Source organism: Dactylosporangium sucinum (assembly GCF_014647515.1).
GTDB lineage: Bacteria > Actinomycetota > Actinomycetes > Mycobacteriales > Micromonosporaceae > Dactylosporangium > Dactylosporangium sucinum.
On the sequence record NZ_BMPI01000037.1, the window covers coordinates 16,387 to 38,902 of the forward strand.

Below are 22,516 nucleotides of genomic sequence, written 5' to 3' on the forward strand. Positions count from 1 at the left end.
CGCCGTTGCCGCCGCCCGGCGCCGGTCCGCCCTGGCCCCGGCCCGGGCCGAACCCGCCCTGGCGGGCCTGCCCGTTGCGGGTCAGCCCGGACAGCGTGGAGTTGCCCTTGAGCCGGATGCCGACGCTCGGGATGCGGGTACCGTCGACGGTGAGGTCGGCCTCGAGGAAGCTCTTCTCGCCCTCGTCCCAGAACTCGTCGAGCAGCCGCTGGTAGTCGCCGTCGCGGAAGGTCAGCGTGATCCGGTGCGGCACCGTCGCGTCGAACAGGTCCGTGGTGCCGGCGACGTCCTCGGTGACCTGGTCGCCGTCGGCGTCGCTGGCGCTGGTGACCAGCGGCGCGACCCGCACGGTGCTGAAGACCACGGCACAGGTGACGACGAAGGCGACGCAGACGGCGAGCAGCTTCCAGTAGTGCCGCACCCGCACCGGGATCCGGTGCAGGAGCCTGCGGGGCGGCATCACAGGTCCGTCTGGTCGTAGCCGGTCAGGACCGTCACGCGCTGGCCGCCGGTGCGCTCGCCGAGCGCGGCGATGAGCTGCCCGGGCTCGTGTCCCTTCTTGAGCCGGACGGTGTACATCAGCTCGTTCAGGGCGCCGCCGCGGATCGACTCGATGCTGACCAGCTCGAACTCGCTGGTGTGCGCGATGAGCACGTCCTGGACGTGCTCGGTGTAGTTGCCGTCCGGCGGGACCTGGACCTTGACGACCTGCCGCTGGACGCTGGAGGCGAACCAGTTGAACCGGTACATCAGCAGGATGACGAGGCTGATCGCGACGGCGGCGACGATCGCGAGGGTGTAGAACCGGGTGCCGGCGGCCATGCCGACGCCCATGACCAGGAAGATGAAGCCGACGTCGCGGGTCTCCTTGATGGCGTTGCGGAACCGCACCACCGACAGGGCGCCGACGAGCGCGAACGCGCGGGCGATGTTGGACCCGACCACCAGCATGATGAGGGCGATGAGCATGCCGAGCACGACGAGGGTCTGCACGTAGGACTGGCTGTAGGAGACGTTGCGGTGCGTGAACCGGTAGACCCAGCCGATCATCGCGCTGAGCACGAACGACAGGGACAGCGCGATGGCGATGTCGCCGACGCTGAAGGTGCCGGACAGGTCCTGGACGTCGAACGGCATGGGTCAGGCCTCGTTTCGGGCGGAAGCCGGCGCGCCGGCGGGCTCGGTGTCGGGGACGTGGAAGATCGAGCGTGGCGCCCGGCCGAAGGCCTCGACGCTCTGGCAGTACTTGGAGATGCGCACCACGGACAGGTTCAGCTCGGCGGCGAGGTCGGTGAGCCAGTACGGCACCCGCTCGTTGGCCTTGAACTCCACCACCGCGAGCCGGGCCGGCACGATGAGCCGGTTCTCCGCGTCGGCGCCGAGGTGGAAGTCGCGGTCCCGCCCGCGCAGCCGCTGGTCGACGGTGACCCGCAGGCCGGACTCGGCGCCGCGGCCGACGAACGCCTCGCGCTGGTAGCCGGTCATCGCCACCGGCCGCAGGTCGAGCCCGCTGACCAGCTCCAGCACCTCCTCGAGGAACGCGCCCTGGCCCGGCTCGTGCTCGACCATGGCCCGGCCGTCGCACAGCTCGCGGGCCAGCCGGTACGGCAGCGCGACCCGGCGCTTCTGGGTGACCCGGTTGACCCGCTGCTTGATCTCGACGAACACGTTCGTGTCGTCGTCGACCGTGAACCGGTCGCCGTAGTGGCGCACGCGCAGCTTGCGCCGGAACCGCAGGCCCTCGATCTTCTCCCAGTAGAAGCGCAGGTCGCGGGTGTCGTAGTAGACGCTCCACACGCCGTAGCCGCCGTCGGCGCCGTGGCTGTCGCGATCGAGGCGCCGGTCGAGCTCGGCGCGCAGCGCCGGGATGGCGGTGCCGGGCATCAGATACTTGATTTCGTACCGGTTGAACGCGTGCAGCTTGCTCGGCGCGCGCAGCGCGTGACCGGCGTGGTCGTCGCTGCGGGCGGCGCCCGGCGGAGCGGGGACGGTGCCGGGGGAGCGGTCCGGCGGCACGGTGCGTCGTCGGAACGGCCATCGCATGGGTCTTCGCCAATCTGCGGGGATAGCAGGGGACGAAGCAGGACACAACCAGCCGAACCTCAGAGCAACCTGTGAACAGCGTTCAAACTCCACATGAACGCCAGGTGGACGACGCATTGCGAGCACGCGCCGGCGGCGCCCCCGCCATTCTGGCCGAGAGCGCCGCCGAGGAACCGGTCGGGTCAGCTCGCGATGAACTGCCTGATCTGGGTCAGGACGCTCGTGTTCGTGAGGAAGCCGATGTGGGTCTCGCAGGCCACGTTGGTGTTCGTCGCGCCGTCGAGGCGGGTGCTGGTGTAGGGGATGATGATGCCGTCGCACGCCGAGTACCAGGTGGCGTACCTCGCCGAGCCCGGGGTCTCGTCGCCGGCCGACAGGTTCAGCAGGAACAGCGACCCGGGGTACATCTCGATGCAGCTCGCGTAGATCAGGCACGCGCCGGCGTAGGTCGTGCCGTGGTTGGCGCCCGCGATCGAGGCCACGTGGCTGACCGAGGACGAGCCGCCGAGCTCCTCCAGGTAGTACCGCGTGACGAGGCCGCCCATCGAGTGGTTCACGATGGCGACCCTGGACGCGCCGGTCTGGGCCTTGACCTGGTTGACCCGGTCGCGCAGGCCGGCCGCGCTGATCGTGTTCGAGCCGGACCAGTTGTAGTCGTACGTGTAGAGCCGGGTGAAGCCGCCGGCCCGGAACACCGACAGGGCGGTGGTCCAGTTCGACCCGTTGCCGATGAACCCGTGCACGAAGATCACGGGCGTGCTGGTGGCCGCGGCGGCGGGGTTCGCCGGGCTCACCGCCAGGCCGACCGCGGCGACCAGGGCGGCCCCGAGGACGGAGAGACGGGTGCGCATGCGCATCTTGGCTGCCTCCACAGGGGACGGGGGTGAAGCGTGCAGCCAGTCTCCGGACGGGGCCGCCGGGCGGGCATCGGCGAAATCACCGGTCTGTGCCGGACGCGGCACCGGCGGTACCGTCGCCGCCATGACCGCATCGTGGACCCTGTCCGTGGCCCGCAACGACCTCGCCGATGCCGCCGTCGCCGAGGCGCCGGTGCCTGCCCTCGCCGACGGGGAGGTGCTGCTGCGCGTCGAGCGGGTGGGGATGACCGCCAACAACGTCACCTACGGCGTGCTCGGCGACGCCTTCCGCTACTGGGAGTTCTTCCCGGCCGGGGACCCCGGCCGCGGGCTGGTGCCGGTCTGGGGCTTCGCCGAGGTGGCGGCGTCCACCGTGGACGGTGTGCCGGAGGGCCGGCGGTACTACGGGTACCTCCCCCCGGCGAGCCACCTCGTCGTCCGGCCGGACCGCGTCGAGGAGCACCGCTTCCGCGACGCCGGCCCGCACCGCGCCGGCCTGCCCTCGGCGTACAACAGCTACCTCGCGATCCCCGTCGACGACCTGCAGATCCTGCTCCGCCCGCTGTTCTTCACCTCGTTCATGCTCGCCGACTTCCTCGTCGACAACGCCTTCCAGGGCGCCGAGGTGGTCGTGCTGTCCTCGGCGTCGAGCAAGACCGCGTACGCTGCCGCGTTCGAGCTGCGCGACGCCGGCGTGCGGCTGGTCGGGCTCACCTCGCCCGGCAACGTCCGGTTCACCGAGGGGCTCGGCTGCTACGACGAGGTGCTGCCGTACGACGGCGTCGAGGCGCTCGATCCGGCCCGGCCGGCGCTCTACGTCGACGTGTCCGGCCGGCCGGACGTCCGCGCGGCGCTGCGGCAGCACCCGGGGCTGGTCGGCGACGTCGCCGTCGGCCTGACCAGCCAGGTCCCCAACGCGTTGAGCGCCGGCAGCGTGTTCTTCGCGCCGACCCAGATCCGCAAGCGGACCGCCGACTGGGGCCGCGAGGGGCTCGACGCCCGGTTCGCCGCGGCCTGGGACCGGTTCGCCCCGGTGGTCGCGGACCACCTGGACGTGGTCGTCAGCCACGGCCCGGAGGGGCTGCGGGACGCGTGGCTGGAGGTCCTCGCCGGGCGCACCGATCCCCGGGTCGGGCACGTCATCGCGCTCTAGGCGAACGACTCCTCGCTGACCCAGGCCGTGTACACGTCCGGGCCCATCGCCGCGATGAGGCCGGACGTCTGGGTGGCCTGGGCGGCGAGGGCCCGGACCTTCAGCGCGGTGATCTCGGGGGAGAGCCGCAGGTCGAGCGCGAGCCCGTCGGCCGCCTGCGGGTAGCCGGCCTCGAAGACGCCGAACCGGTCGGTCAGCGGCTTCCAGCGCGCCGCGCGGGCGGGCGGGATCGCGGCCCGCAGCAGGCGGGCGCCGCGCGGCGCGGACCGCTCGAACGCGACGGCCGCCCAGGCCGCCACCGCCCGGTGGTCGGCGTGGCCGGTGATGCCGTCCGGTCCGAACGTCACCACGGTGTCCGGGCGCACCTCGTCGACGATCTCGCACAGCGCGGCGGCCGCCGTCTCGACCGGCACCGCGGCACAGGCGCCGTCGCGGTGGTCGAGCCACCGGTGCTCGGTGACGCCGAGCACCGCCAGGCAGCGGGCCAGCTCGGCGGTCCGCTCCCCGGCGAGCCGCTCGGGCGGCCAGGCGACCGGGTCCGGGGTGCCCAGCTCGCCGCGGGTGGCGGTCACGCACACCACCCGCGAGCCGGCGGCGCGGGCGAGCGCCATGAGGCCGCCGGAGAGGTAGGCCTCGTCGTCCGGGTGCGCCCAGATCCCGAGCACGGTGCCAAGTTCGTCGATCACGCATCAATGATGTGCGGGTTATTGGCTTGCCGTGCTGCCGCGTTTCCGGGAAAGTCGGGTTCATGACGCAGTGACGCCCGCCCCGATGATCGTTCCCGGATCCCTGACCAGAGAGAGCGTCTGTGTCCCTGCCTCATCCGCCGGCCACCGTCACCGTGTTCGCCGGCGCCTCCAGCTGGATCGAGTCCGACGCCGTCGCGCAGTGCCACCAGGTGGCCGCGCTCGACGGCATGCGCCACGTCGCCGCCATGCCCGACCTGCACCCGGGCAAGGGCGCCCCGATCGGCGCGGCCATGGCCTCGTCCGTGCTCTACCCGTTCCTGGTCGGCTCCGACATCGGCTGCGGCATCGCCGTGTTCCCGATCCGGGTCAAGCGGCCCGACCCGCAGCGGCTCGCCGCCCGGTTCCCCGACCTCGACGCGCCGCTCGACCCGGCGCCGGCATCCGACCTCGTCGGCGAGGACATCCCCGGCGGCTACGTCGAGAGCCTCGGCACGGTCGGCCGCGGCAACCACTTCGTCGAGCTGGCCCGCGTCGACGCCGTGCTCGACGAGAGCCACGCCGAGCGGCTCGGGCTCGCCGCCGGCGACCTGGTGCTCGTCGTGCACAGCGGCTCGCGCGGCTTCGGCGAGCGGATCCTGCGCGGCCACACCGAGGTCCACGGCGCCGGCCCGGCTCCTGACGCGGCCGCATATCTCGCCCGGCACGACGACGCCGTCCGCTGGGGCTCGGTGAACCGCCGGCTGCTCGCCGCGCGGGTCGCCGACGCCCTCGGCGCACCGGTCGGCGAGCCGATCGTCGACCAGTGCCACAACCTGGTGGAGATCCGCGACGGCGAGTTCCTGCACCGCAAGGGCGCGGCGCCGGGCGACGGCCGGGACGTGCTGATCGCCGGCACGCGCGGCACCCACTCGTACCTCGTCGCCGCCCACGCCGGCCCCGACGCGAACTTCTCGGTCGCCCACGGCGCCGGGCGCAAGATGTCGCGGGCCGACGCCCTGCGCCGCGGCAAGGCCAAGCACACCGTCGAGGAGCTGCGCCGCACCCCGCTCGGCTCGGTCGTGGTCTGCGGCGACCGGCAGTTGCTGTTCGAGGAGGCGCCGACCGCGTACAAGCGCATCGAGCAGGTGATCGCCGACCTCGTCGACCACGAGCTGGCCACCCCGGTCGCCACGACGGCGCCGCTCGTCACCTACAAGGTCGCCGACTCGGCCCCGCCCCGCCGGCGCTGACGTCCCAGCTTGAAGAGCTCGTCCTCGGCGAGCACCATGCACTGCCACGACGTGTCGCGGCGCGGGCCGGTGTGCCGGTCCGGGCCGACGAACTGCGACAGCAGCGCCGGGCCGCCCCAGCGGTGGATGTCGCGGTTGACCGCCACCTGGTTGCCGCACCAGGTGAGCTCGTCGCCGGCCTCGAGGAGGGCCTCGGCGGTGCCGGCGAGGAACACCGTCTCGGCATGCTCGGTGACCCCGAGGGCGCGCCCGTCGCGGCGCCAGTCGTCGGGCCGGCGCTCCTCGCGGGGCGCGGGCGTGTCCATGGTCCGCGACCGCCCGCGCCGCAGCCGCGCCCGCACGTCCGGCCAGGCCGACCGCCGCAGCGGCACGTCCGTGCGCACGACGACGAGGTCGGCGAGCCGCCACTCCTCGGCGTAGGCGCTGCGCGGATTGCCCCGCAGCGGCACGTACAGCGCACTGTGCGGACTGACGGCGGCGAGCCGGACCAATGCCCCGAGCCGCAACAGGTCGGCCCGCGACCCGATGAGCGCCCCGGTGTGCCGCCACAGCATCCGGCTCTGATGCGTCCGCCGCAGCGGATCGCCGGGCACGAGCACCCGCTGCAGCCGCGCGCTCCCGCCGAGGTCGTGGACCGTCACCCGAACCCTCATGACCAGGCCAGGGCGGCGCGGCGCTGCCAGTACACCTCGGGGGGCTCCGGGGTGACCGGCGCCGGGTCGGCGGTGACGTCCAGGGCGGCCAGGTTGGCGGCGAGCTGGGCGGCCGTGGCGGCGCCCGACAGCACCGTCGAGGCCCAGGGCTGGCGCAGCGCCGCCGCGATCGTCTCGGCGTCCCGGTCCGCCAGGCGGCCGTTGGCCAGGACCTCCTTGACGATGACGTGGCAGCCCTCGGCGTGGGCGGCGGCCAGGGCCGGGCCGGCCGACGGCTCCAGCGGGTTCCACGTCGCCTGGATGCTGCGGAACAGCGGGGTGCCGTCCACCTCGATCGGCAGCGCGCGGTGGATCGCGTCGGCCTGGTGCGGGCCGCTGGTCGACAGGCCGATCGTCACGCCCTCGGCCGCCAGCTCGGCGAGGCGGTGGTGCAGGGCCCGGTCGGTCAGGGCCGGGCTCTCCGGGGTCACGGAGTGGATGTGGTACACGTCCAGCCGCGCGCCGAGCAGCCCCCGCGTCTCGGCGAGCTGCCGCTCGAACGTCGCCGGCGAGTGGTCCTTGGTCTCGTGGACGGTGGCGTCGACCCGCCAGCCGGCGACGTACGTATACCCCCACTTGGAGCCCACGACGACGTCCTCGTGGCCGTCGAGCCAGCCGGCGACGAACTCCTCCGCCCGCCCGTAGGAGCGGGCCACGTCGACGTAGCGCAGCCCGGCCGCGTAGGCGGCGTCGAGCAGGTCGTGGCTGCGGCGGCGCAGCGCCTCGACGGTGCGGTCGGGCGGCAGGTCGCGGTCGCGGCCGAGGTTGATGTAGCCGGGGCGGCCGACGGCGGCCAGGCCGAGCCCGATCCGCCGCACGGGCACGCTGAGGTCGAGCCGGTCGAGCGCCATGCCGTCGTTTCTATCGCAGCCGCCGCACCGCCACCACGCCGGCCACGGCGATGAGCAGGGCGAGACCCGCGAGCATCCCGATCAGGCCCCACCGGTGCTCGTGCCGCGACGCCGGCCGGCCCGTTGCGGCCTCGGCCTTCGCCGACTCGTCCGGGGGAGTGCGGTGCAGCTCCTCCGCCTCGGCCGGGGTGACCAGGTGACCGACCGACGAGCCCTTCGGCAGCGCGAACCCCCAGTCGAGCAGCATCGAGGCCTGCTTCCAGGTGCGGCCGGGCACGATCTCGGCGCCCATGAGCGTCACGACGAGCCGCCGGCCGTCGCGCTGGGCGGCGCCGACATACGTGTGCCGCGCCTCGTCCGTGAAGCCCGTCTTCCCGCCGAGCGCCCCCGGGTAGTTGGTGAGCAGCTTGTTCTCGTTCTGGATCTGGAAACCCTTCGGGTCCTTCGGCGGCTGGGCGGGCCACTGGAACGTCGGCTGGGTGTCATACTGCCGGAAGTCGGGCCGGTCGAGGTCGACCCGCGCGATGAGGGCCAGGTCGTAGGCGCTCGTGAGCTGGTCGGGGGCGTCGAGCCCGGACGGCGTGACCGCGTGCGTGTCGTCGGCCCCGAGCCGCCGGGCCTCCGCGTTCATGGCCGCGATCGTCGCCGCCACGCCGCCGTCCCCGCCGTTGACCCGCGCGAGCGCGTTCGCGGTGTCGTTCCCCGACTGCAGCAGCAACCCGTACCACAGCGTCGACACCGGGTACTTCCCGCCGACGATCATCCCGACCGCCGAGCTGTCCGCCGGCAGCGCCAGGTCCTCGGGGGTCGCCTCGACGACCAGGTTGGGGTCGAGCTTGGGCATGGCGGTCGCGGCCAGCAGCAGCTTCTGCACGCTGGCCGGCCGCCGCCGCAGGTGCGGCGCGCACGCACCGAGCACCTCGCCGGTGTCGAGGTCGGCGACGACCCACGACATGGCCGAGAGCGTCGGCGGGGCCGCGGTGCCCGCCGGGACGGCGAGTCCGGTGGTGCCGAGGCGCTCACCGCCGACGGGGGCCTTCGACGTGTCGCGCGGCGGCGACGGCGGCGTGGGCGGGATCGTGGGAATGGACGCATACGGGCACGGCAATGCCTCGTCCGCGGGCGCGCTCACGGCCGGGGTGGGGGAGGCCAGGAGGACGACACCTGTCACCGCGGCGAGAAAACCGGTCGCAGCCATGGCGGGCAACCTACAACGCCGGCGGCCGGTCGAGAAGTTCGGGCCGGAGCTGTGGCACCGTGTACGCATGCTTCGTCCTACCACGCTCCGGGCGTCGTGATGCGGCTTCTCTTCGAGGCGTCCGCGCCCGTGCGCGCGCCGCTTGCGCAGGTCCAGCGCCTGATCGACGACGAGTGGGTGCTCGGTCCGATGCTCGGGGAGTCCGGTCGCGCCTATGTCGACATCGACCACCGTGACGGCGCCGTCGGGTTCCAAGGCCATTGGTGGTACCGCGGGGAGCTCAGCGCCGCCGAGTCGACCGACGGGACGGTGGTGACCTACCGCGTCTACAACATCGCTCAGCGTGCGGCCTGGGCCGTCCCGCTGGCGAACCGCCTGTTCATCGGCTACGCACGCACCGTCCGGGACGGCGTCGCCGGAGTCGCCCAGGCCATCGAGCAACACCTCGCCGACTGAGGCGCCGGCGCTGGAGCCGTGACGGCTACGGGGTGTAGACGGTTGCCTCGTGGGAGGTCTGCCGGATGCCGTTGGGGCCGTTGAACACCCGGCGGCCCCACCACGTGAGCGCGCGGGGGTTGAAGGCGGTCACCATGTCGAGGTTGCCCACGTCCCCGCTGTTGCCGCTCCAGGACCAGGCGAGGTAGCCGATGCGCTGGGACTGGGCCTCGGCCATGATCGCGTCCTCGTCCACGTCGCCGTCGTGGTGGGTGTACGCGAACTCGGTCACCGCGATCGGGAGCTTCGCCGCGAGGTAGTGGCCCACGTAGTCGTGGACGGTCGTCGTGCGGAAGAAGGCGCCGTACATGTGGATCGAGAAGACGGTGTTCCGGTACTTGTCCGCGGCGAAGACCTCCGCCGCATGGTCCCGCATGGTGAAGGACACGTCCTGGCCCCAGTCCGGCGCGTCGACCAGCAGGGTGTGGCGGATGCCGGCCGCGCGCAGGCGGCGGATCGAGTCCGCCGTGTCGGCCGGCCACTTCTGGTAGTTGTCCAGGACGTATGGCTCGTTCGCCACGTTGAGGATGGCGTACTTCTCCTGGCCGATGAGCGCCTGGCGGATGCTGATCCAGTAGTCAACCGCCCGGGCCTGCGCGATCGCGGCCGGGCGGTAGCCCCAGCCGGTGGTGTCGGACACCACCAGGACGCAGACGAGGCGGTTCTGCCGGCATAGCGCGATCACGTGGGCGACGTCGGCCGCGTCGTTGCGTTTCGCGATCACGCCGGTCGACAGCTCGACGCGGACCGCGTTCGCGCCCATCGCCTTGACGTCGCTGAACACCCGGGCCGTTCGTTCGGGGTAGAAGACGTGGTTGTGGCCCACGCCGCGCATGACGAACTCGCGGTTGTCGGCGTCGTAGAGGCGCCCGCCGGACACGTGGAAGCCGGGCCGCAGCGGTGCGGCCACCGAGTGCGGGCGTTCTCCCACGAGGAGGATCGAGACGGCGGCGACGACGGCGACGAGCGACACACCCGCGATGGTGATGCGCATTCTCATGACGCACCTCGGACCGGATCGGTGCAGGGCCGGCGGACGGCCCAGCACTTCCCCCGCCCGGCCGGACCAACCCCGCGGGCGGCGAGCAAAGGATCACGCCGGCTGGCGGCGCACCATCTCCGTGATCCAGATCGGGGCGAACGGCGACGTGCAGTTGGGGGGAGTCGGGTAGTCCTTGAGCACCTCCAGGCGCTCACCGATGTCGATCGCACGGGCGCGGTGGCCGGGGTGCTCGATCCCGATCTGCGCCAGGCAGTGGTTCATCGCCCACTGGAGGCGGTCCGGGGCGTCCTGCATCTCCGCCTCGATGACGTCGAGCAGCCCCGCGAGGTCGAGGCCCGCCGGCTGCTTCGCCACGCGTTCGGTGGTCAGCGCCCAGCCGGCGCTCGCGACCACCGGATCCGGGTCGGCGGACCAGGCCAGGCGCAGCTCCTCGGCGCGCGGGTGCTTCTTCACGACATAGTTCACGAGCCAGTCGTGCACCTTGGGGGCGCGGGCCGCGCGCAGCATGGCGTCCAGCTCGTCACGCTCGAACGCCTTCGGGCGGCAGATCAGGATCGCCAGCAGTCTCGCCGCGGTGTCGTCCGTCTGCCAGAGCTGCCGCGCGAGCTCCTGCTGCGTCTTCAGCCGTTTCGCGAGCGCGCGCAGCTTGCCGAGGTTCACACCGTGGTCGTCACCGTGCCGCTCGTTCACCGCGCGCGCCTTCGGGTCCTCCATCGTGGCCAACTCGGCCATCACCTCGCCCACCTCGTCCATCACGTCAGCGTAGGGCCTCGGCGGCGTGGGCGCCCACGGCCGGGCGGGCGTGGGCCGGGTGGGCCGCCGGGCGGGCCGGCCACCAGAAGCGCTCACCCAGCAGCAGGGCCAGCGCCGGTACCACCACCGTGCGCACCACCAGCGTGTCCAGGACGACGCCGATGCCGACGATCACGCCGATCTGGGTCAGCACGATCACCGGCAGCACGCCCAGGACCGCGAACACGGCGGCCAGCAGGATGCCCGCCGACGTGATCACGCCGCCGGTGGCGGCCAGTGCCCGGATCGTCCCGGCGCGGGTGTCGCCGCGGCGGGACGCCTCCTCCCGCGCCCGGGTGACGAGGAAGATGTTGTAGTCGACGCCCAGCGCGACCAGGAACAGGAAGCTCAGCAGCGGGACGTTGGCGTCCAGGGCCGGGATGCCCAGCAGCTGGGTCAGGACCAGGCCGGCGGCGCCCAGGCTGGCCGCGTAGCTCACCACGACCGTGAGCAGGAGCAGCAGCGGGGCGAGCAGCGACCGCAGCAGCACCACCAGCACGAACAGCACCACGGCCAGCACCAGGGGCCCGACGACGCGGGCGTCGTGCAGGTGCGCCTCGCGCTTGTCCAGGTCGGAAGCCGGCGGGCCGCCGACCAGGGTGCCCGGCACGGCCCGCAGGGCGCGCACGGCCGCGTCGGCCTCCGGGGTGCCGGAGCCGGCGGTCAGGTCTACGCCGACCTTGACCAGGTCGCCGTCGGCGGAGCGCTCCGGGCGGCCCACGGCGGCGACGCCGGCCACCCCGCCGAGCGCGGCGGTCACCCGGTCCGCGTCCGCGGCCGGCACCACCACCGTCACCGGCTGGGCGGAGCCGGCCGGGAAGTGCCGCGCCAGGGCCTCCTGCCCGGCGACCGACTCGACCCGCGTCCGGAACTGCTCGGTCTGGGCCAGGCCGATCGACGTGCCGGTCAGGCCGAGGGCGAGACCGCCGAGGGCGACCGTCGCCGCGACGAGCACCAGCGCCGGGCGGCGGCCGACCGTGTGGGCGACCCGCGCCCAGAGGCCGCGCTCGGTCGGGTCGTCGCCGCCCACCCGCGGCACGAACGGCCAGAAGACGCCGCGCGGCAGGCTGACCAGCGCGGCCGGCAGCACCACCAGGCCGAACAGCAGGGCGACGGTGACGCCGATCGCGGCGGCGACGCCGAGGGTGCGGTTGCTGGTGAGGACCGCGGCCAGCAGCGTGAGCAGCGCCAGGACGACCGTGCCGGCGCTGGCGACGACGGCCGGGGCGGCGCCGCGCACGGCGGCGGCCATCGCCTGGCGGCGGTCGTCGGTGTGGCGCAGCTCCTCGCGGTACCGGGAGACGAGCAGCAGGGCGTAGTCCGTGCCGGCGCCGAAGACGAGCACGGACACGATGCCCGCGATCGAGGCGTCGGTGCGTTCGCCGACCAGCCGCGCCACCCACGGCAGCAGCTTCGCCACGACCTGGTCGCCCGTGCCGATGACGGCCAGCGGGACGATCCAGAGGAAGGGGCTGCGGTACGTCAGGAGCAGGAGCACGGCGACGACGCTCGCGGTCGAGACGAGCAGCCGCACGTCGGCGCCCTCGAACGCGGCGCCGAAGTCGCGGCCGAAGGCGGGACCGCCGGTCACCTGGGCGGTGAGGCCCGCCGGCAGGCCCGCGGCCCGCACCGCGGCCCGCACCTGGTCGACCTGGCCGCGGACGACGTCCTCGTCCGGTGAGCCGGCGAGGGGCACCGGCACGAGCGCCGCCCGGCCGTCGTCGGAGAAGACCGCGCGACCGTCGAGGGCCGCGCCGATCGCCGTCTTGTCGGCCTCGGTGAGCGGCGCGCCGGCCCGCTCGAACACGACGATCACCGCCGCGGAGCGGCCGCTCGGGAACCGGTCGGCCAGCTCGGTCACCCGCGTCGACTGCGCGCCCGCCGGCAGCCCGTCGGCGGGGCCGGGCGCCGGTTGTGCGGGTGAGGTGAGGAACACCAGCGCGGTCAGCGCGACCGCGACGAGCAGCACGACGATGGCTCCGGCCCGGCTGGTGACCACGGCCGCCACGCGAGTTCCCACGAGTTGCCCTTCTCCGAAGTTTCCACGATCGAAACATCTGCAACGAGAACGACGCAAATTTCGACGCAACATGTGTTAGATGACAAACACTCCCTATTGCTCCCTATACTGCGCACTATGGAGACGTATAAAGACTCTTTGATCGCGGAGGAGCTGCAGCGGGAGTACCGCCGGCTGCTCGATCGCTGGCCGGTGCCGAGCGAGCAGCTGCGGGTCCCGACGGGGCAGGGCGAGACGTTCGTGGTCGCCTGCGGCCCGGCCGGCGCGCCGCCGCTCGTGCTGCTGCACGGCGCGATCGCCAACTCGGCGTCCTGGATGGGCGACGCCGCCGGGTTGTCCGAGCGGTTCCGCGTCTACGCGGTCGACGTCATCGGCGAGGCCGGGCTGAGCGCGCCGGCCCGCCCGCCGCTGGCGTCCGACGCGTACGCGGCCTGGCTCGACGACGTGCTCGACGGCCTCGGCGTGGACCGCGCCGCGTTCGCCGGCATCTCGCTCGGCGGCTGGCTGGCCCTCGACTACGCGATCCGGCGGCCGGACCGGGTCGACCGGCTGGTGGTGCTGAACCCCGGCGGCGTCGGCCGGCAGCGGTGGGGCGCGGTCCTGCTGTCGGTGGTGCTGCTGCCGTTCGGCCGCTGGGGCCGGCGGGTCGCGGTCGGGCGGGCGCTCGGCGCGGCGCTGCCCGGCCCGTTCATGGACTACTTCCTGCGCCTGCAGGCCGCGTTCCGGCCCCGGCGGGAGGTGCTGCCGGTGTTCGGCGACGCGGCGCTGCGCGGCATCCGGGCGCCGCTGCTGGCCGTGCTCGGCGGCCGCGACGCGCTGCTCGACGCGGCCGGCACCCGCCGGCGGCTGGAGGCGCTCGTGCCGCACGCCACGGTCCGGTTCCTGCCCGGGGCGGGCCACGCGGTGACCGGTCAGACCGACGACGTGCTGGCGTTCCTCACCGCTCAGCCGCCGTCGGCGCGGATGCCGAACGTGTCGCCGTAGACCTGCAGCCGGATCAGCACCTGCTTGCGCAGGGTGCACGACCCGCCGGCGGGCAGCACCCGCCGGCAGGCCGCGACGTCGTCGGTGCCGGCCGGGCCGGGCGACGGCGCGCCGAACGGCTCCTGCGTGGCCTCGACCGCGTACCCGGCGGCGACCAGCCGCTCCAGCACCGGCAGCGGCAGCCAGTCGGCCCGGTCGCCGCCGCGGGCCGGGAGCTCCACCTGGGCGGTCGGGCAGGCGTCGAGGCACGGGATCGGCATCGAACCGGGATCGGAGCGCACGCCGGCGGCGGCCAGCTCGGCGACCGGGATGCCCAGGGCGGTGGCGACGGCGTCGTCGACCTTACGCGTGGCCTTCCTCGGGTCGGTGGTGCAGCCCGCCGACAGGCCCACGGCCAGCACCACGGCCAGCGCCGCCCACCGTCTCATGGGCCCGATTCTGCCGGGCCGGCCCGGCCGCCGGTGTCTCCAGCGCGACACGGTCGCGGCCGTCGAGCTTCGCGCGGTACAGCGCCCGATCGGCGGCGGCGAGCAGCGCCTCCGCCGTCGTGGCGCCGGCCGCGGTCGAGGCGACGCCGACGCTCAGCGTCGGCAGCCCGCCGGGCAGCTGCGACCCGCGGGCGACGGCGAGCCGCAGCGCGGCGGCGTGCCGGCGGGCCCGGGCGACGTCACCGGCGACGATCATCGCGAACTCGTCGCCGCCGAGCCGGGCGCCCGCGTCCGCGGCGTGCGCGGTGCGCCGCAGCGCCGCGGCCACCGCCACGAGCACCTCGTCGCCGGTGGCGTGCCCCCAGGTGTCGTTGATCGTCTTGAAGTGGTCGACGTCGACGATGAGCAGGCAGTGCTCCGTGCCGTCCCGCCGGGTCGCGCGCAACGCGCGGGCCAGGTCGTGGTCGAACGCGCGCCGGTTCGGCAGTCCGGTCAGCGGGTCGGTGAGCGCCTGCTCCTCCAGCCGGGCCACGAGCGTGTCGGCCCGCCGGCGCAGGCTGGTGACCACGACGGTCGACACGACGTACGCCGTGAGCAGCGCCGCCACGTCGGTCAGGCCGACGTCGAACGGCTGCAGCGAGAACGTGACCGCCGCGTCGGCCGCGCAGGCCGACCCGAGCAGCAGGTAGGCCACGTCGTACCGCAGGAACGTCGCCGCGTACAGCAGCGGCCAGAGGAAGTACAGGTGGGCGCTCACGCTGACGTCGTGGGTGACGAGGTTGAGGCTGCCGATGATGCCCAGCGCGATGAACGGCACCCCGACCCAGAACGCGTCCGGGACCCGCTGCGGCACCACCCGCAGCACGACGGCGGCCGCGACCATGGCGACCGCGGTCAGGACGGTGATGACGACGCCGGTCGTGGTGCCCCCGGCGAACCCGGGGACGAGCAGCGCGCAGGCGCCGACGACGCTCCCGCCGACGGCGAAGAACCACGACACCGAACGCGTGGCCGCCCGCCGGTCGCGGGCGGGTAGCACCGGCCCGCGCGACGCGGCGCGCCGCCACCGGGCCACCCTCTGCCACACCCAGGTTGGTTCGGCCGTACGGGCCGGGACCTGAGCACATCCGGCCCGCCGGTCCGGGCGCGAGCACATTGATCCGCGCGGGTGTATGGTCGGCCGCACCCGCGCGTGGGAGGCCACCATGGTGTTCAAGGTCGACGTGCCGCCGGAACTCGTCCAGGGGGACGTGGACGAGGGCTACGGCCCGGTCGCCGACGCGTTCCGCCGCAACTTCGCCGAGCGCGGCGAGGTCGGGGCCGCCTGCTGCGTCTTCCGCGACGGCCGCAAGGTCGTCGACCTGTGGGGCGGCTACCGCGACGGCCGATCCCGGGCACCCTGGCGGGAGGACACCCTCGTCACCGTCTTCTCCACCACCAAGGGCGTCTCCGGGCTGGCGGTCGCCGTCGCCAACGCGCGCGGGCTGCTCGACTACGACGCGACCGTGTCGACGTACTGGCCGGAGTTCGCCGCCGAGGGCAAGGCGTCGATGACGGTCCGGCAGCTGCTGTCGCACCAGGGCGGGCTCGCCGCCATCGACCGGCCGCTGAGCGTAACCGACCTCGCCGACCTCGACGTGGTCGCCGCCGCCCTGGCCGCGCAGCGTCCGGCCTGGGAGCCGGGGACGCGCCACGGGTACCATGCGATCTCCCTCGGCTGGTATGAGGGCGAGCTGATCCGGCGCGTCGACCCCGCGGGCCGCTCGCTCGGGCGGTTCTTCGCCGAGGAGATCGCCGCCCCGCTCGGCGCCGAGTTCCACATCGGCGTGCCCGACTCCGTCGACCCGGACCGCATCGCGCACGTCCACGGGTTCCGCCCGGCGGAGATGCTGCTGCACATGGGCACCATGCCCCGCGGGTTCGTCCTCGGCTTCCTCAACCCGCGCAGCGTGACCGCCCGCTCGTTCGCCAACCCGAAGGTGCTGTCCGAGACGGGCAACTACAACCTGCCGGAGGTGCGGCGCCTGGAGCTGCCGGCGGCCAACGGCACGGGCGAGGTGCGGGCGATCGCCCGCGCGTACGCCGACGCGGCCACCGGCGGCGCGGTGCTCGGCCTCACCCCGGCGACGCTGGACGCCCTGGTCCGCCCGGCCGAGCCGCCGAGCGGCGGCCTGCACGACGTGGTCCTGCGGGTCGACTCGATCTTCTCCCTCGGCTACGTGAAACCGTTTCCACGCTTCCGCTTCGGCGCCGCGGGCAACCAGGCCTTCGGCACCCCGGGCGCCGGCGGCTCGTTCGGCTTCGCCGACCCGGAGACGGGCATCGGCTTCGCCTACGCGATGAACCGCGCCGGCTTCCACCTGTGGGACGACCCGCGCGAGCTGGCCCTGCGCGAGGCCCTGTACCGCACGGTGCTGGGCGAGCGCACGCAGCACCCCGACCCGCGCTGAGGCCGGGGCACCGCGGTGCGGGTTCGTCAGATCAGGCAGTTACCCACGACGGCCTCCTCTCACAGCAGGTCGGCCAGCAGGGCCGCCGCCTCGGCGGCCCCGTCGGTCTCGACAGGTCGGTATGCGGTCTCCCGGCCGATCTCGGCGGCGATCGCCGCGGCCAGGGCGTCCGGATTCAGGTCGGCGTACGCCAGGCGACGGCCGGCGCCGTACTGCCGCAGCCGGTGCGTCACGTGGAACTGCTGCTCGAAGTGGTGGCGCAGCGGGACGTACAGGAACGGGCGGCCCAGCGCGGTCAGCTCCATGCAGGTACTCAGGCCGCCCTGCACGATCGCGAGGTCGCTCGCGGCGAGCAGCCGGTACAGGTCCGGCACGAACGCGCGCACATCGAGGCCTGGGCGCCGGCCGAACGCGGCCGGGTCGATGCGTGGCCCGGTGACGACGACCATCCGCAGGCCCGGCACCAGCCGAGCGGCGGGCTCGAAGGCCGTCACCACGCGGCCCAGCAGGTGCCCGCCGACGCCCGAGCCGCCGACCGTCACCACGCACACCCGCTCGTCCGGCCCGAACCCGAGCTCAGCCCGCAGCGCTTCCCGGTCGGGCAGCGCGGCCGGATCGAACCCGGTGACGTACCCGGCGAACGAGTAGTGCTCGGCCGTCCACTCCCGGATGCCGGGCAGGCCCGGCCCGAACGACGCGTCCACCACGTCGCCCGGGTTGCCGACGAACACGGCCCGGTCGCGCACCCGCGGGAAGCGGGCGATGTGCTCGATCATCTCGGCGTTGTAGTCGGCGGTCACCAGCGCCTCGCGGGCGTCGGCGTCCGGCATCGGCAGGTTACCGACGAAGTCGGTGAGCCAGGCGTACGCGTACCGCTTCAGCTCCGGGTTCTCGTGCAGGAAGTGGTCGACGTCCCACGCCTCGTCGCCCACCACGAGGTCGTACTCACCGTCGCGCACGACGTCGTGGAAGACCATGAAGTTGGCGACGAGGATCTCGTCCATCCGGCGCAGCGCCTCGAAACAGTGCAGGTCGTGCTCGCCCGCCTCGTCCTCGATGTGCGCCGACTCGCTGACCAGCCAGCGGCTCGCCGGGTGCACCCGCTCGCCGGCCGCCTCCAGGACCCGGGTCACCGGGTGCTGCGCGAGCCAGTCGACCTCGACGCCCGGGTGCCGCTCCCGCAGCGCGGCGGCGATCGCCACGTCACGGCGGGCGTGCCCCAGGCCGATCGGCGACGAGAGGTACAACACCTTCCTCGGCCGTCCTGCCCAGCGTGACCACTGCCGGTTTCGCTGCTGCCTCGGCGCCAGCCGTGCGGCAAACTCGTGGATGCGCAGGTTCACCGCCACCGGGTCGCGCGCGAGCGGGATGTGCCCGGCCCCGCGCAGCGTGACCAGCTCGCCACCGGTCCGCTCGGCGATCGTCTCGCTGCGCTTGACGGGACTGACCCGGTCCTCATCGCCGTGCAGCAGGAGCACGGGGCTGGTGATGCGGGCGCACCACTCGTCGAGGGTCTTTCTGTCCGGCCGGTCGGCGAGGCTGTCGGCTACGAGCACCGCGCCTGACGTCTCCCGGCCCCAGCCCACCGCGTCCTCGATCTGCTTCGTCGAGTGCGGCTCCGGGAAGCACTGGCCGAAGAAGAACCACAGGAAGTCGTCGAGGTCGGTGGTCCACTGGTCGCGGTGGTACTTCGCCCAGTGTTCGAGCGGGTCGGCCTCGACGAACGGCACGCGTGAGGGGCCGAGACCGGTGCGGTCGGTGTACCGCAAGCGGGGGGAGCCGGGGTCGGCGTAGTCGACGGACGGGCCGATGAGCACCGAGCCGAGCACGCGGTCGCTGTGGTTCGCCGCCAGGTCGAGGGTCCAGTTCGCGCCCTTGGACAGCGCGACGAGGACGGCCTGGTCGGTGCCGGTGGCGTCGAGCACGGCTCGTGCGTAGGCGACCTGGGCTTCCTGGCTGTACGCGGCCGGCTCGACGGGCCGGTCGGACCGCCCGTTGCCGGGGCCGTCGTAGGTGACGACGCGGTGATGGCGGGCGAGGTAGGGGATCTGCGCCTTCCAGAACCGCTTGTTGACGATCGTCCAGGCGGGCATGAGCAGCAGCGTCGGCCAGCCGTCGCCGTACGTCTCGTAGTGGATCTTGACGCCGTCGCGTTCGACGTACCCTTCGGTGTCCGCTGTTCTGGCCCGCATGCTGCTCCTCCTCTGGTGTGCGGCTGCTGTTGCGATGTTCCGTTCGGGGTCGGCCGGCGGTGGGTGGCGTTCGGTCGGCTGTGTCGAGGCACTTCGGTCGGTCGACCGACCGAAGTGAGGTCCGGCGTGGCTGCCGTCGTGCTGTATGGAGCTTCGGTCGGTCGACCGACCGAGGCGATGTCTGGCGTGCCTGCCGTCGTGCTGTACGGAGCTTCGGTCGGTCGACCGACCGAAGTCGCCTCCGCGCCTCCGCGCATTCGGTCGGTCGACCGACCGAATGCCCGTACGATATCGTTCGGTCGACCGACCGAATCGAGGAGTGTCGCCGTGCCGACAGAGGTTCCGACCCGGATCATGGAAGCGACCCGAGCGTGTCTGCTTGCCGAGGGCTACGCGAACCTGTCCACGCGCACCGTCGCCCGCACCGCCGGCGTGCCCGTCAGCCAAATTCACTACCACTTCGGCAGCAAGCAGAACATGGTCCTCGCCATGCTCGCGCACGAGAACCAGCGGCTCGTCGCCCGCCAGCGCCAGATGTACGCCACCCAGGTCCCGCTCTCGAAGCGCTACTGGCAGGCCTGCGACTTCCTCGACGTCGACGTCAGCTCCGGGTACGTCCGGATTCTGCAGGAAGCCATCGCCGCCGGCTGGACCGAGCGGGCCGTCGCGGATCAGGTGCTCGGCATGCTGCGCGGCTGGACGGACGTGCTGACGGCCGTGGCGCGGGAGGCCGAGGAGCGGTTCGGGTCCCTCGGGCCGTTCACCGCCGAGGACGTCGCCACGCTCGTCGGCGCCGCCTTCCTCGGTGGTGAGGCGCTCATCCTGCTCGGCGACCCGGACTGGTCCGGCCGTGTGCGGGTTGCGCTGCGGCGGTTCGGTGACCTCATTGAGGGCATGGAGGGTCGAGCTTGATGCCGCCCAGGGCGTCGAGGAACGAGCGGGCCCAGCGGTCCACGTCGTGCTCGCGCAGGTGGGTGCGCATGCGGCGCATGCGGTCGCGCAGGTCGGACGGGGTGGCGCGCAGCGCGGCCGTGATGCCGCGCTTCAGGTCGTCGACGTCGTACGGGTTGACCAGGAAGGCGTCCGGCAGCTCGGCCGCGGCGCCGGTGAACTCGCTGAGCACCAGCGCGCCGCCCTCGTCCTGGCGGGCGGCCACGTACTCCTTCGCGACCAGGTTCATGCCGTCGCGCAGCGGGGTGACCACCATGACGTCCGCGGAGAGGTACAACGCCTGCAGCTCCTCCGGCGAGCGCGACTGGAAGAGGTAGTGCACCGGCACCCGCCCCACGTCGCCGAACTCGCCGTTGATCCGGCCGACCTCGCGCTCGACCCGCTCCCGTAGCTGCTGGTACTGCGCGACGCGCATCCGGCTGGGGGTCGCCAGCTGGATCAGGACCACCTCGTCCGCGGCCAGGGCACCCTCGGCCAGCAGCTCACCGTAGGCCTCGATCCGTTGCTCGATGCCCTTGGTGTAGTCGAGCCGGTCCACCCCGAGCAGGATCCTCCGGTCGCCGCCGAGGTCCTCCTGCAGGCGTTCACGCTCCCGCAGTACCGCCGGATCCGACGTCATCCGCTCACTGCCGGCGACGTCGATCGAGATCGGGAACGCGCGGGCGGTGACCGTGCGTCCCTCGTAGGCCACGGTCTCCCCGTCGGGGTGCAGGCCGGTCAGCCGGGCGGCCAGCTGCAGGAAGTTCTCCGCGGCGAGGGGCCGCTGGAAGCCCACCAGGTCGGCGCCGAGCAGCCCGCGCAGGAGGTCGCCGCGGCCGGGCAGCTGCATGAACAGCTCCACCGGCGGGAACGGGATGTGCAGGAAGAACCCGATCCGCAGGTCGGGCCGGGCCGCGCGGAGCAGCGCCGGCACGAGCATGAGCTGGTAGTCGTGGATCCACACGGTGGCGCCCTCGGCGGCCACCTCCGCCGTGGCCTCGGCGAAGCGCCGGTTGACCGCGTCGTACGAGCGGCGCCAGTCCCGCTTGTGCACCGGCTGCTCGACGGCGTCGTGGAACAGCGGCCAGATCGTCGAGTTCGACGCGCCCTCGTAGTAGCGGTCGACGTCCTCGGGGCTCAGCGGGACCGGCCGCAGGTACACGCCGTCGTGATCGAACGGCGCGGTCTCGTCGCCGACCGCCCCCGTCCAGCCGACCCAGGCGCCGCCGGAATTGCGCGCGATCGGCTCGAGGGCGCTGACCAGCCCGCCCGGGCTGCGGGTCCAGCCGCCGTCGTCGGCGCGGTCGACGGGCAGGCGGTTCGCCACCACGACGAAGCGGTACTCCACGGGTTGCCTGTACCCCGCGCAAGCCCCTGTATCACCCGCCGGCCGGGTTGCTCCGCAGGGCATGAGACGGGGCCTGATGTGGTGGGACTACGCACCGGGGGAGCTGTCCACCTGGGCCTTCACCCCCGACGGCACCGCGGCCGGGACGAAGCCGCCGACCGTCCGATGTGGCGGTTCGTGATCGCGGACGTTGCCGGGTCGCCGGCGGCGCACACACGTCCGCGATCATGAATGGGCCGTCCGTGGCCGGGTCGGCGGGCCGGTGTGCAGCGTCGATCCGGCCTGAGGCGCAGCGCTCGCGACCTTGACGGGGTCTGCCCGTCGCAGTAGATTCCTGAAAACCTTTTCGGTCGCGTTCCGGGTCCGCTAGCCGGTCGGGGTCGAAACAGGAATGCCTGCTCCGCCGCATGGTCCGACCCTCGACACCCCCTTCGATCCTGGCCCCGGATACGCATCACCGAGCGCGCCGCCGAAAACCATTCCGAAACCCTCGGCGGGCGGGCCCGGTCCTGCGCGTGGCCGCTGGGAGAACGACCGATGACATCCCGCATCGTCCGCGCGCTCGCGGCCGGCCTCGCCGCGCTCGCGCTGGCCGCCTGCAGTGCACCGCCACCGCCGCCACCACCGCCCGTCGACGGGGCCGACAGCGGCGGGCGGCTGCTGCTGTGGGCGCCCAGCTCGCGTGAGGTGCAGGCCACGCTGCTCGTCGACGCCTACAACGCCACCCACACCAACCAGGTCGAGCTGACGCTCGTCCCCGAGGCCGACTACCCGGGGCGGGTCGACGCGGCCGCCGGCCGCAACGCCCTGCCCGACCTCTTCGCCGGTGCCGTCGCCGACGTGCCGGACTGGACCCGCCGCGGGCTCTACCAGGACGTCACCGGCCGCATCGACCGGCTGCCCTTCGCCGCCCGCATCAACCCCTCCCACCTGCAGGCCGGCACCGACCACGGCGCCAGGCACGTCCTGCCGTTCGTGGTCCTGCCGCAGGGCGGCGACGCGGTCGGCATCTCCCGCGACTCCAAGAAGGCCGACCAGGCCTGGAACTTCCTGTTCTGGCTGCTGTCCGACGAGGCCCAGGTGCACGTCCTGGCCCGCAACGGCGACGCGATGGCCCGCGACGACCTCTGAACCGCCACAAAAGCCGAAAACCTTTGTGATC

At 73.4% G+C, this 22,516-nt stretch carries 21 protein-coding genes and 1 pseudogene; 7 read left to right on the plus strand and 15 right to left on the minus strand.

All coding sequences use genetic code 11. The features are described 5' to 3' along the window. The 4 genes and pseudogenes from IEZ31_RS57015 to IEZ31_RS32575 form a co-directional block, all read right to left on the minus strand. Positions 1 to 460, minus strand: a pseudogene (locus tag IEZ31_RS57015) (CotH kinase family protein); the annotation flags it as partial. Continuing rightward, positions 460 to 1,137 carry a DUF4956 domain-containing protein gene (locus IEZ31_RS32565; RefSeq protein ID WP_190253875.1) on the minus strand — a complete coding sequence of 226 codons (678 nt, stop codon included), beginning with the start codon at positions 1,135 to 1,137 and terminating at the stop codon, positions 460 to 462. The pseudogene IEZ31_RS57015 and the gene IEZ31_RS32565, both read right to left, overlap by 1 nt. A gap of 3 nt (positions 1,138 to 1,140) precedes the next feature. Continuing rightward, positions 1,141 to 2,043, minus strand: coding sequence for a polyphosphate polymerase domain-containing protein (locus IEZ31_RS32570; RefSeq protein ID WP_190253876.1), 903 nt, complete (start codon positions 2,041 to 2,043; stop codon positions 1,141 to 1,143). A gap of 182 nt (positions 2,044 to 2,225) precedes the next feature. Beyond that, positions 2,226 to 2,900 carry an esterase/lipase family protein gene (locus IEZ31_RS32575; protein ID WP_190253877.1) on the minus strand — a complete coding sequence of 225 codons (675 nt, stop codon included), beginning with the start codon at positions 2,898 to 2,900 and terminating at the stop codon, positions 2,226 to 2,228. A 124-nt stretch (positions 2,901 to 3,024) separates the two neighbouring features. Between IEZ31_RS32575 and IEZ31_RS32580 the strand changes: the two genes are divergently transcribed. Further along, positions 3,025 to 4,053: a DUF2855 family protein gene (locus tag IEZ31_RS32580; RefSeq protein WP_190253878.1), complete on the plus strand. Its 1,029-nt coding sequence runs from the start codon at positions 3,025 to 3,027 to the stop codon at positions 4,051 to 4,053. Here IEZ31_RS32580 and IEZ31_RS32585 read toward each other — a convergent pair. Continuing rightward, positions 4,050 to 4,739: a PIG-L family deacetylase gene (locus IEZ31_RS32585; protein WP_229836034.1), complete on the minus strand. Its 690-nt coding sequence runs from the start codon at positions 4,737 to 4,739 to the stop codon at positions 4,050 to 4,052. The two genes, IEZ31_RS32580 and IEZ31_RS32585, sit on opposite strands and share 4 nt — an antisense overlap. Positions 4,740 to 4,861: 122 nt before the next feature. Between IEZ31_RS32585 and IEZ31_RS32590 the strand changes: the two genes are divergently transcribed. Then, complete coding sequence (locus IEZ31_RS32590; protein WP_190253879.1) at positions 4,862 to 5,971, plus strand: RNA ligase RtcB family protein; 1,110 nt, start codon at positions 4,862 to 4,864, stop codon at positions 5,969 to 5,971. On the opposite strand, the gene IEZ31_RS32595 is transcribed toward IEZ31_RS32590, so the two are convergent. The 3 genes from IEZ31_RS32595 to IEZ31_RS32605 are packed head-to-tail and all read right to left on the minus strand — an operon-like array spanning position 5,932 to position 8,712. Next, the gene (locus IEZ31_RS32595; protein ID WP_229836035.1) at positions 5,932 to 6,612 is read right to left on the minus strand and encodes a hypothetical protein; all 681 of its coding nucleotides are present in this window, start codon (positions 6,610 to 6,612) and stop codon (positions 5,932 to 5,934) included. The genes IEZ31_RS32590 and IEZ31_RS32595 overlap by 40 nt on opposite strands. Positions 6,613 to 6,620: 8 nt before the next feature. Next, entirely contained in the window at positions 6,621 to 7,514 is an 894-nt protein-coding gene (locus IEZ31_RS32600; protein ID WP_190253881.1) for an aldo/keto reductase, read from the minus strand. A gap of 10 nt (positions 7,515 to 7,524) precedes the next feature. Beyond that, entirely contained in the window at positions 7,525 to 8,712 is a 1,188-nt protein-coding gene (locus IEZ31_RS32605; protein WP_190253882.1) for a D-alanyl-D-alanine carboxypeptidase family protein, read from the minus strand. 96 nt (positions 8,713 to 8,808) lie between these two features. On the opposite strand from IEZ31_RS32605, the gene IEZ31_RS32610 reads away from it, so the two are divergent. Continuing rightward, on the plus strand, positions 8,809 to 9,168 hold the full coding sequence (locus IEZ31_RS32610; RefSeq protein ID WP_190253883.1) for a hypothetical protein: 360 nt from the start codon (positions 8,809 to 8,811) through the stop codon (positions 9,166 to 9,168). Positions 9,169 to 9,193: 25 nt separating this feature from the next. Here IEZ31_RS32610 and IEZ31_RS32615 read toward each other — a convergent pair whose 3' ends face one another. The 3 genes from IEZ31_RS32615 to IEZ31_RS32625 form a co-directional block, all read right to left on the minus strand. Then, positions 9,194 to 10,207 carry a cellulase family glycosylhydrolase gene (locus IEZ31_RS32615; protein ID WP_190253884.1) on the minus strand — a complete coding sequence of 338 codons (1,014 nt, stop codon included), beginning with the start codon at positions 10,205 to 10,207 and terminating at the stop codon, positions 9,194 to 9,196. Between the two features lie 93 nt (positions 10,208 to 10,300). Next, the gene (locus IEZ31_RS32620) at positions 10,301 to 10,963 is read right to left on the minus strand and encodes a DNA alkylation repair protein (RefSeq protein ID WP_190253885.1); all 663 of its coding nucleotides are present in this window, start codon (positions 10,961 to 10,963) and stop codon (positions 10,301 to 10,303) included. A 4-nt stretch (positions 10,964 to 10,967) separates the two neighbouring features. Beyond that, on the minus strand, positions 10,968 to 13,022 hold the full coding sequence (locus IEZ31_RS32625) for an MMPL family transporter (RefSeq protein ID WP_229836036.1): 2,055 nt from the start codon (positions 13,020 to 13,022) through the stop codon (positions 10,968 to 10,970). A 117-nt stretch (positions 13,023 to 13,139) separates the two neighbouring features. On the opposite strand from IEZ31_RS32625, the gene IEZ31_RS32630 reads away from it, so the two are divergent. Beyond that, complete coding sequence (locus tag IEZ31_RS32630; protein WP_190253887.1) at positions 13,140 to 14,006, plus strand: alpha/beta fold hydrolase; 867 nt, start codon at positions 13,140 to 13,142, stop codon at positions 14,004 to 14,006. Here IEZ31_RS32630 and IEZ31_RS32635 read toward each other — a convergent pair. Together IEZ31_RS32635 and IEZ31_RS32640 are read right to left on the minus strand one after the other, a co-directional pair. After that, positions 13,967 to 14,434, minus strand: coding sequence for a hypothetical protein (locus IEZ31_RS32635; RefSeq protein WP_190253888.1), 468 nt, complete (start codon positions 14,432 to 14,434; stop codon positions 13,967 to 13,969). The two genes, IEZ31_RS32630 and IEZ31_RS32635, sit on opposite strands and share 40 nt — an antisense overlap. Beyond that, positions 14,349 to 15,521 (minus strand): GGDEF domain-containing protein, encoded by a 1,173-nt coding sequence (locus IEZ31_RS32640; protein ID WP_190253889.1) that lies wholly within the window; start codon positions 15,519 to 15,521, stop codon positions 14,349 to 14,351. Before IEZ31_RS32640 ends, IEZ31_RS32635 begins: the two co-directional genes overlap by 86 nt. 118 nt (positions 15,522 to 15,639) lie before the next feature. Here IEZ31_RS32640 and IEZ31_RS32645 point away from each other — a divergent pair, with 118 nt between their 5' ends. Further along, complete coding sequence (locus IEZ31_RS32645; RefSeq protein ID WP_190253890.1) at positions 15,640 to 16,884, plus strand: serine hydrolase domain-containing protein; 1,245 nt, start codon at positions 15,640 to 15,642, stop codon at positions 16,882 to 16,884. A gap of 59 nt (positions 16,885 to 16,943) precedes the next feature. On the opposite strand, the gene IEZ31_RS32650 is transcribed toward IEZ31_RS32645, so the two are convergent. Further along, entirely contained in the window at positions 16,944 to 19,076 is a 2,133-nt protein-coding gene (locus IEZ31_RS32650; protein ID WP_190253891.1) for an alpha/beta fold hydrolase, read from the minus strand. 327 nt (positions 19,077 to 19,403) lie between these two features. Here IEZ31_RS32650 and IEZ31_RS32655 point away from each other — a divergent pair, with 327 nt between their 5' ends. After that, positions 19,404 to 19,988, plus strand: a complete 585-nt coding sequence (locus IEZ31_RS32655; RefSeq protein WP_229836037.1) for a TetR/AcrR family transcriptional regulator — start codon at positions 19,404 to 19,406, stop codon at positions 19,986 to 19,988. Here the strand turns inward: IEZ31_RS32655 and IEZ31_RS32660 are convergent. Continuing rightward, positions 19,960 to 21,417 carry an alpha,alpha-trehalose-phosphate synthase (UDP-forming) gene (locus IEZ31_RS32660; RefSeq protein WP_190253892.1) on the minus strand — a complete coding sequence of 486 codons (1,458 nt, stop codon included), beginning with the start codon at positions 21,415 to 21,417 and terminating at the stop codon, positions 19,960 to 19,962. The two genes, IEZ31_RS32655 and IEZ31_RS32660, sit on opposite strands and share 29 nt — an antisense overlap. Positions 21,418 to 21,891: 474 nt before the next feature. On the opposite strand from IEZ31_RS32660, the gene IEZ31_RS32665 reads away from it, so the two are divergent. Beyond that, on the plus strand, positions 21,892 to 22,485 hold the full coding sequence (locus IEZ31_RS32665; protein ID WP_190253893.1) for a type 2 periplasmic-binding domain-containing protein: 594 nt from the start codon (positions 21,892 to 21,894) through the stop codon (positions 22,483 to 22,485). Positions 22,486 to 22,516: the final 31 nt, after the last annotated feature.

What these genes read in the sequence shown, in the direction of transcription:
- IEZ31_RS32565 (WP_190253875.1), bottom strand. Translation starts at nt 1,137, where the DNA reads ATGCCGTTCGACGTCCAGGACCTGTCCGGCACCTTCAGCGTCGGCGAC.
- IEZ31_RS32620 (WP_190253885.1), bottom strand. Translation starts at nt 10,963, where the DNA reads ATGGACGAGGTGGGCGAGGTGATGGCCGAGTTGGCCACGATGGAGGAC.
- IEZ31_RS32605 (WP_190253882.1), bottom strand. Translation starts at nt 8,712, where the DNA reads ATGGCTGCGACCGGTTTTCTCGCCGCGGTGACAGGTGTCGTCCTCCTG.
- IEZ31_RS32665 (WP_190253893.1), top strand. Translation starts at nt 21,892, where the DNA reads ATGACATCCCGCATCGTCCGCGCGCTCGCGGCCGGCCTCGCCGCGCTC.
- IEZ31_RS32660 (WP_190253892.1), bottom strand. Translation starts at nt 21,417, where the DNA reads ATGCCCTGCGGAGCAACCCGGCCGGCGGGTGATACAGGGGCTTGCGCG.
- IEZ31_RS32615 (WP_190253884.1), bottom strand. Translation starts at nt 10,207, where the DNA reads ATGAGAATGCGCATCACCATCGCGGGTGTGTCGCTCGTCGCCGTCGTC.
- IEZ31_RS32650 (WP_190253891.1), bottom strand. Translation starts at nt 19,076, where the DNA reads ATGCGGGCCAGAACAGCGGACACCGAAGGGTACGTCGAACGCGACGGC.
- IEZ31_RS32635 (WP_190253888.1), bottom strand. Translation starts at nt 14,434, where the DNA reads ATGAGACGGTGGGCGGCGCTGGCCGTGGTGCTGGCCGTGGGCCTGTCG.
- IEZ31_RS32645 (WP_190253890.1), top strand. Translation starts at nt 15,640, where the DNA reads ATGGTGTTCAAGGTCGACGTGCCGCCGGAACTCGTCCAGGGGGACGTG.
- IEZ31_RS32600 (WP_190253881.1), bottom strand. Translation starts at nt 7,514, where the DNA reads ATGGCGCTCGACCGGCTCGACCTCAGCGTGCCCGTGCGGCGGATCGGG.
- IEZ31_RS32570 (WP_190253876.1), bottom strand. Translation starts at nt 2,043, where the DNA reads ATGCGATGGCCGTTCCGACGACGCACCGTGCCGCCGGACCGCTCCCCC.
- IEZ31_RS32575 (WP_190253877.1), bottom strand. Translation starts at nt 2,900, where the DNA reads ATGCGCATGCGCACCCGTCTCTCCGTCCTCGGGGCCGCCCTGGTCGCC.
- IEZ31_RS32630 (WP_190253887.1), top strand. Translation starts at nt 13,140, where the DNA reads ATGGAGACGTATAAAGACTCTTTGATCGCGGAGGAGCTGCAGCGGGAG.
- IEZ31_RS32580 (WP_190253878.1), top strand. Translation starts at nt 3,025, where the DNA reads ATGACCGCATCGTGGACCCTGTCCGTGGCCCGCAACGACCTCGCCGAT.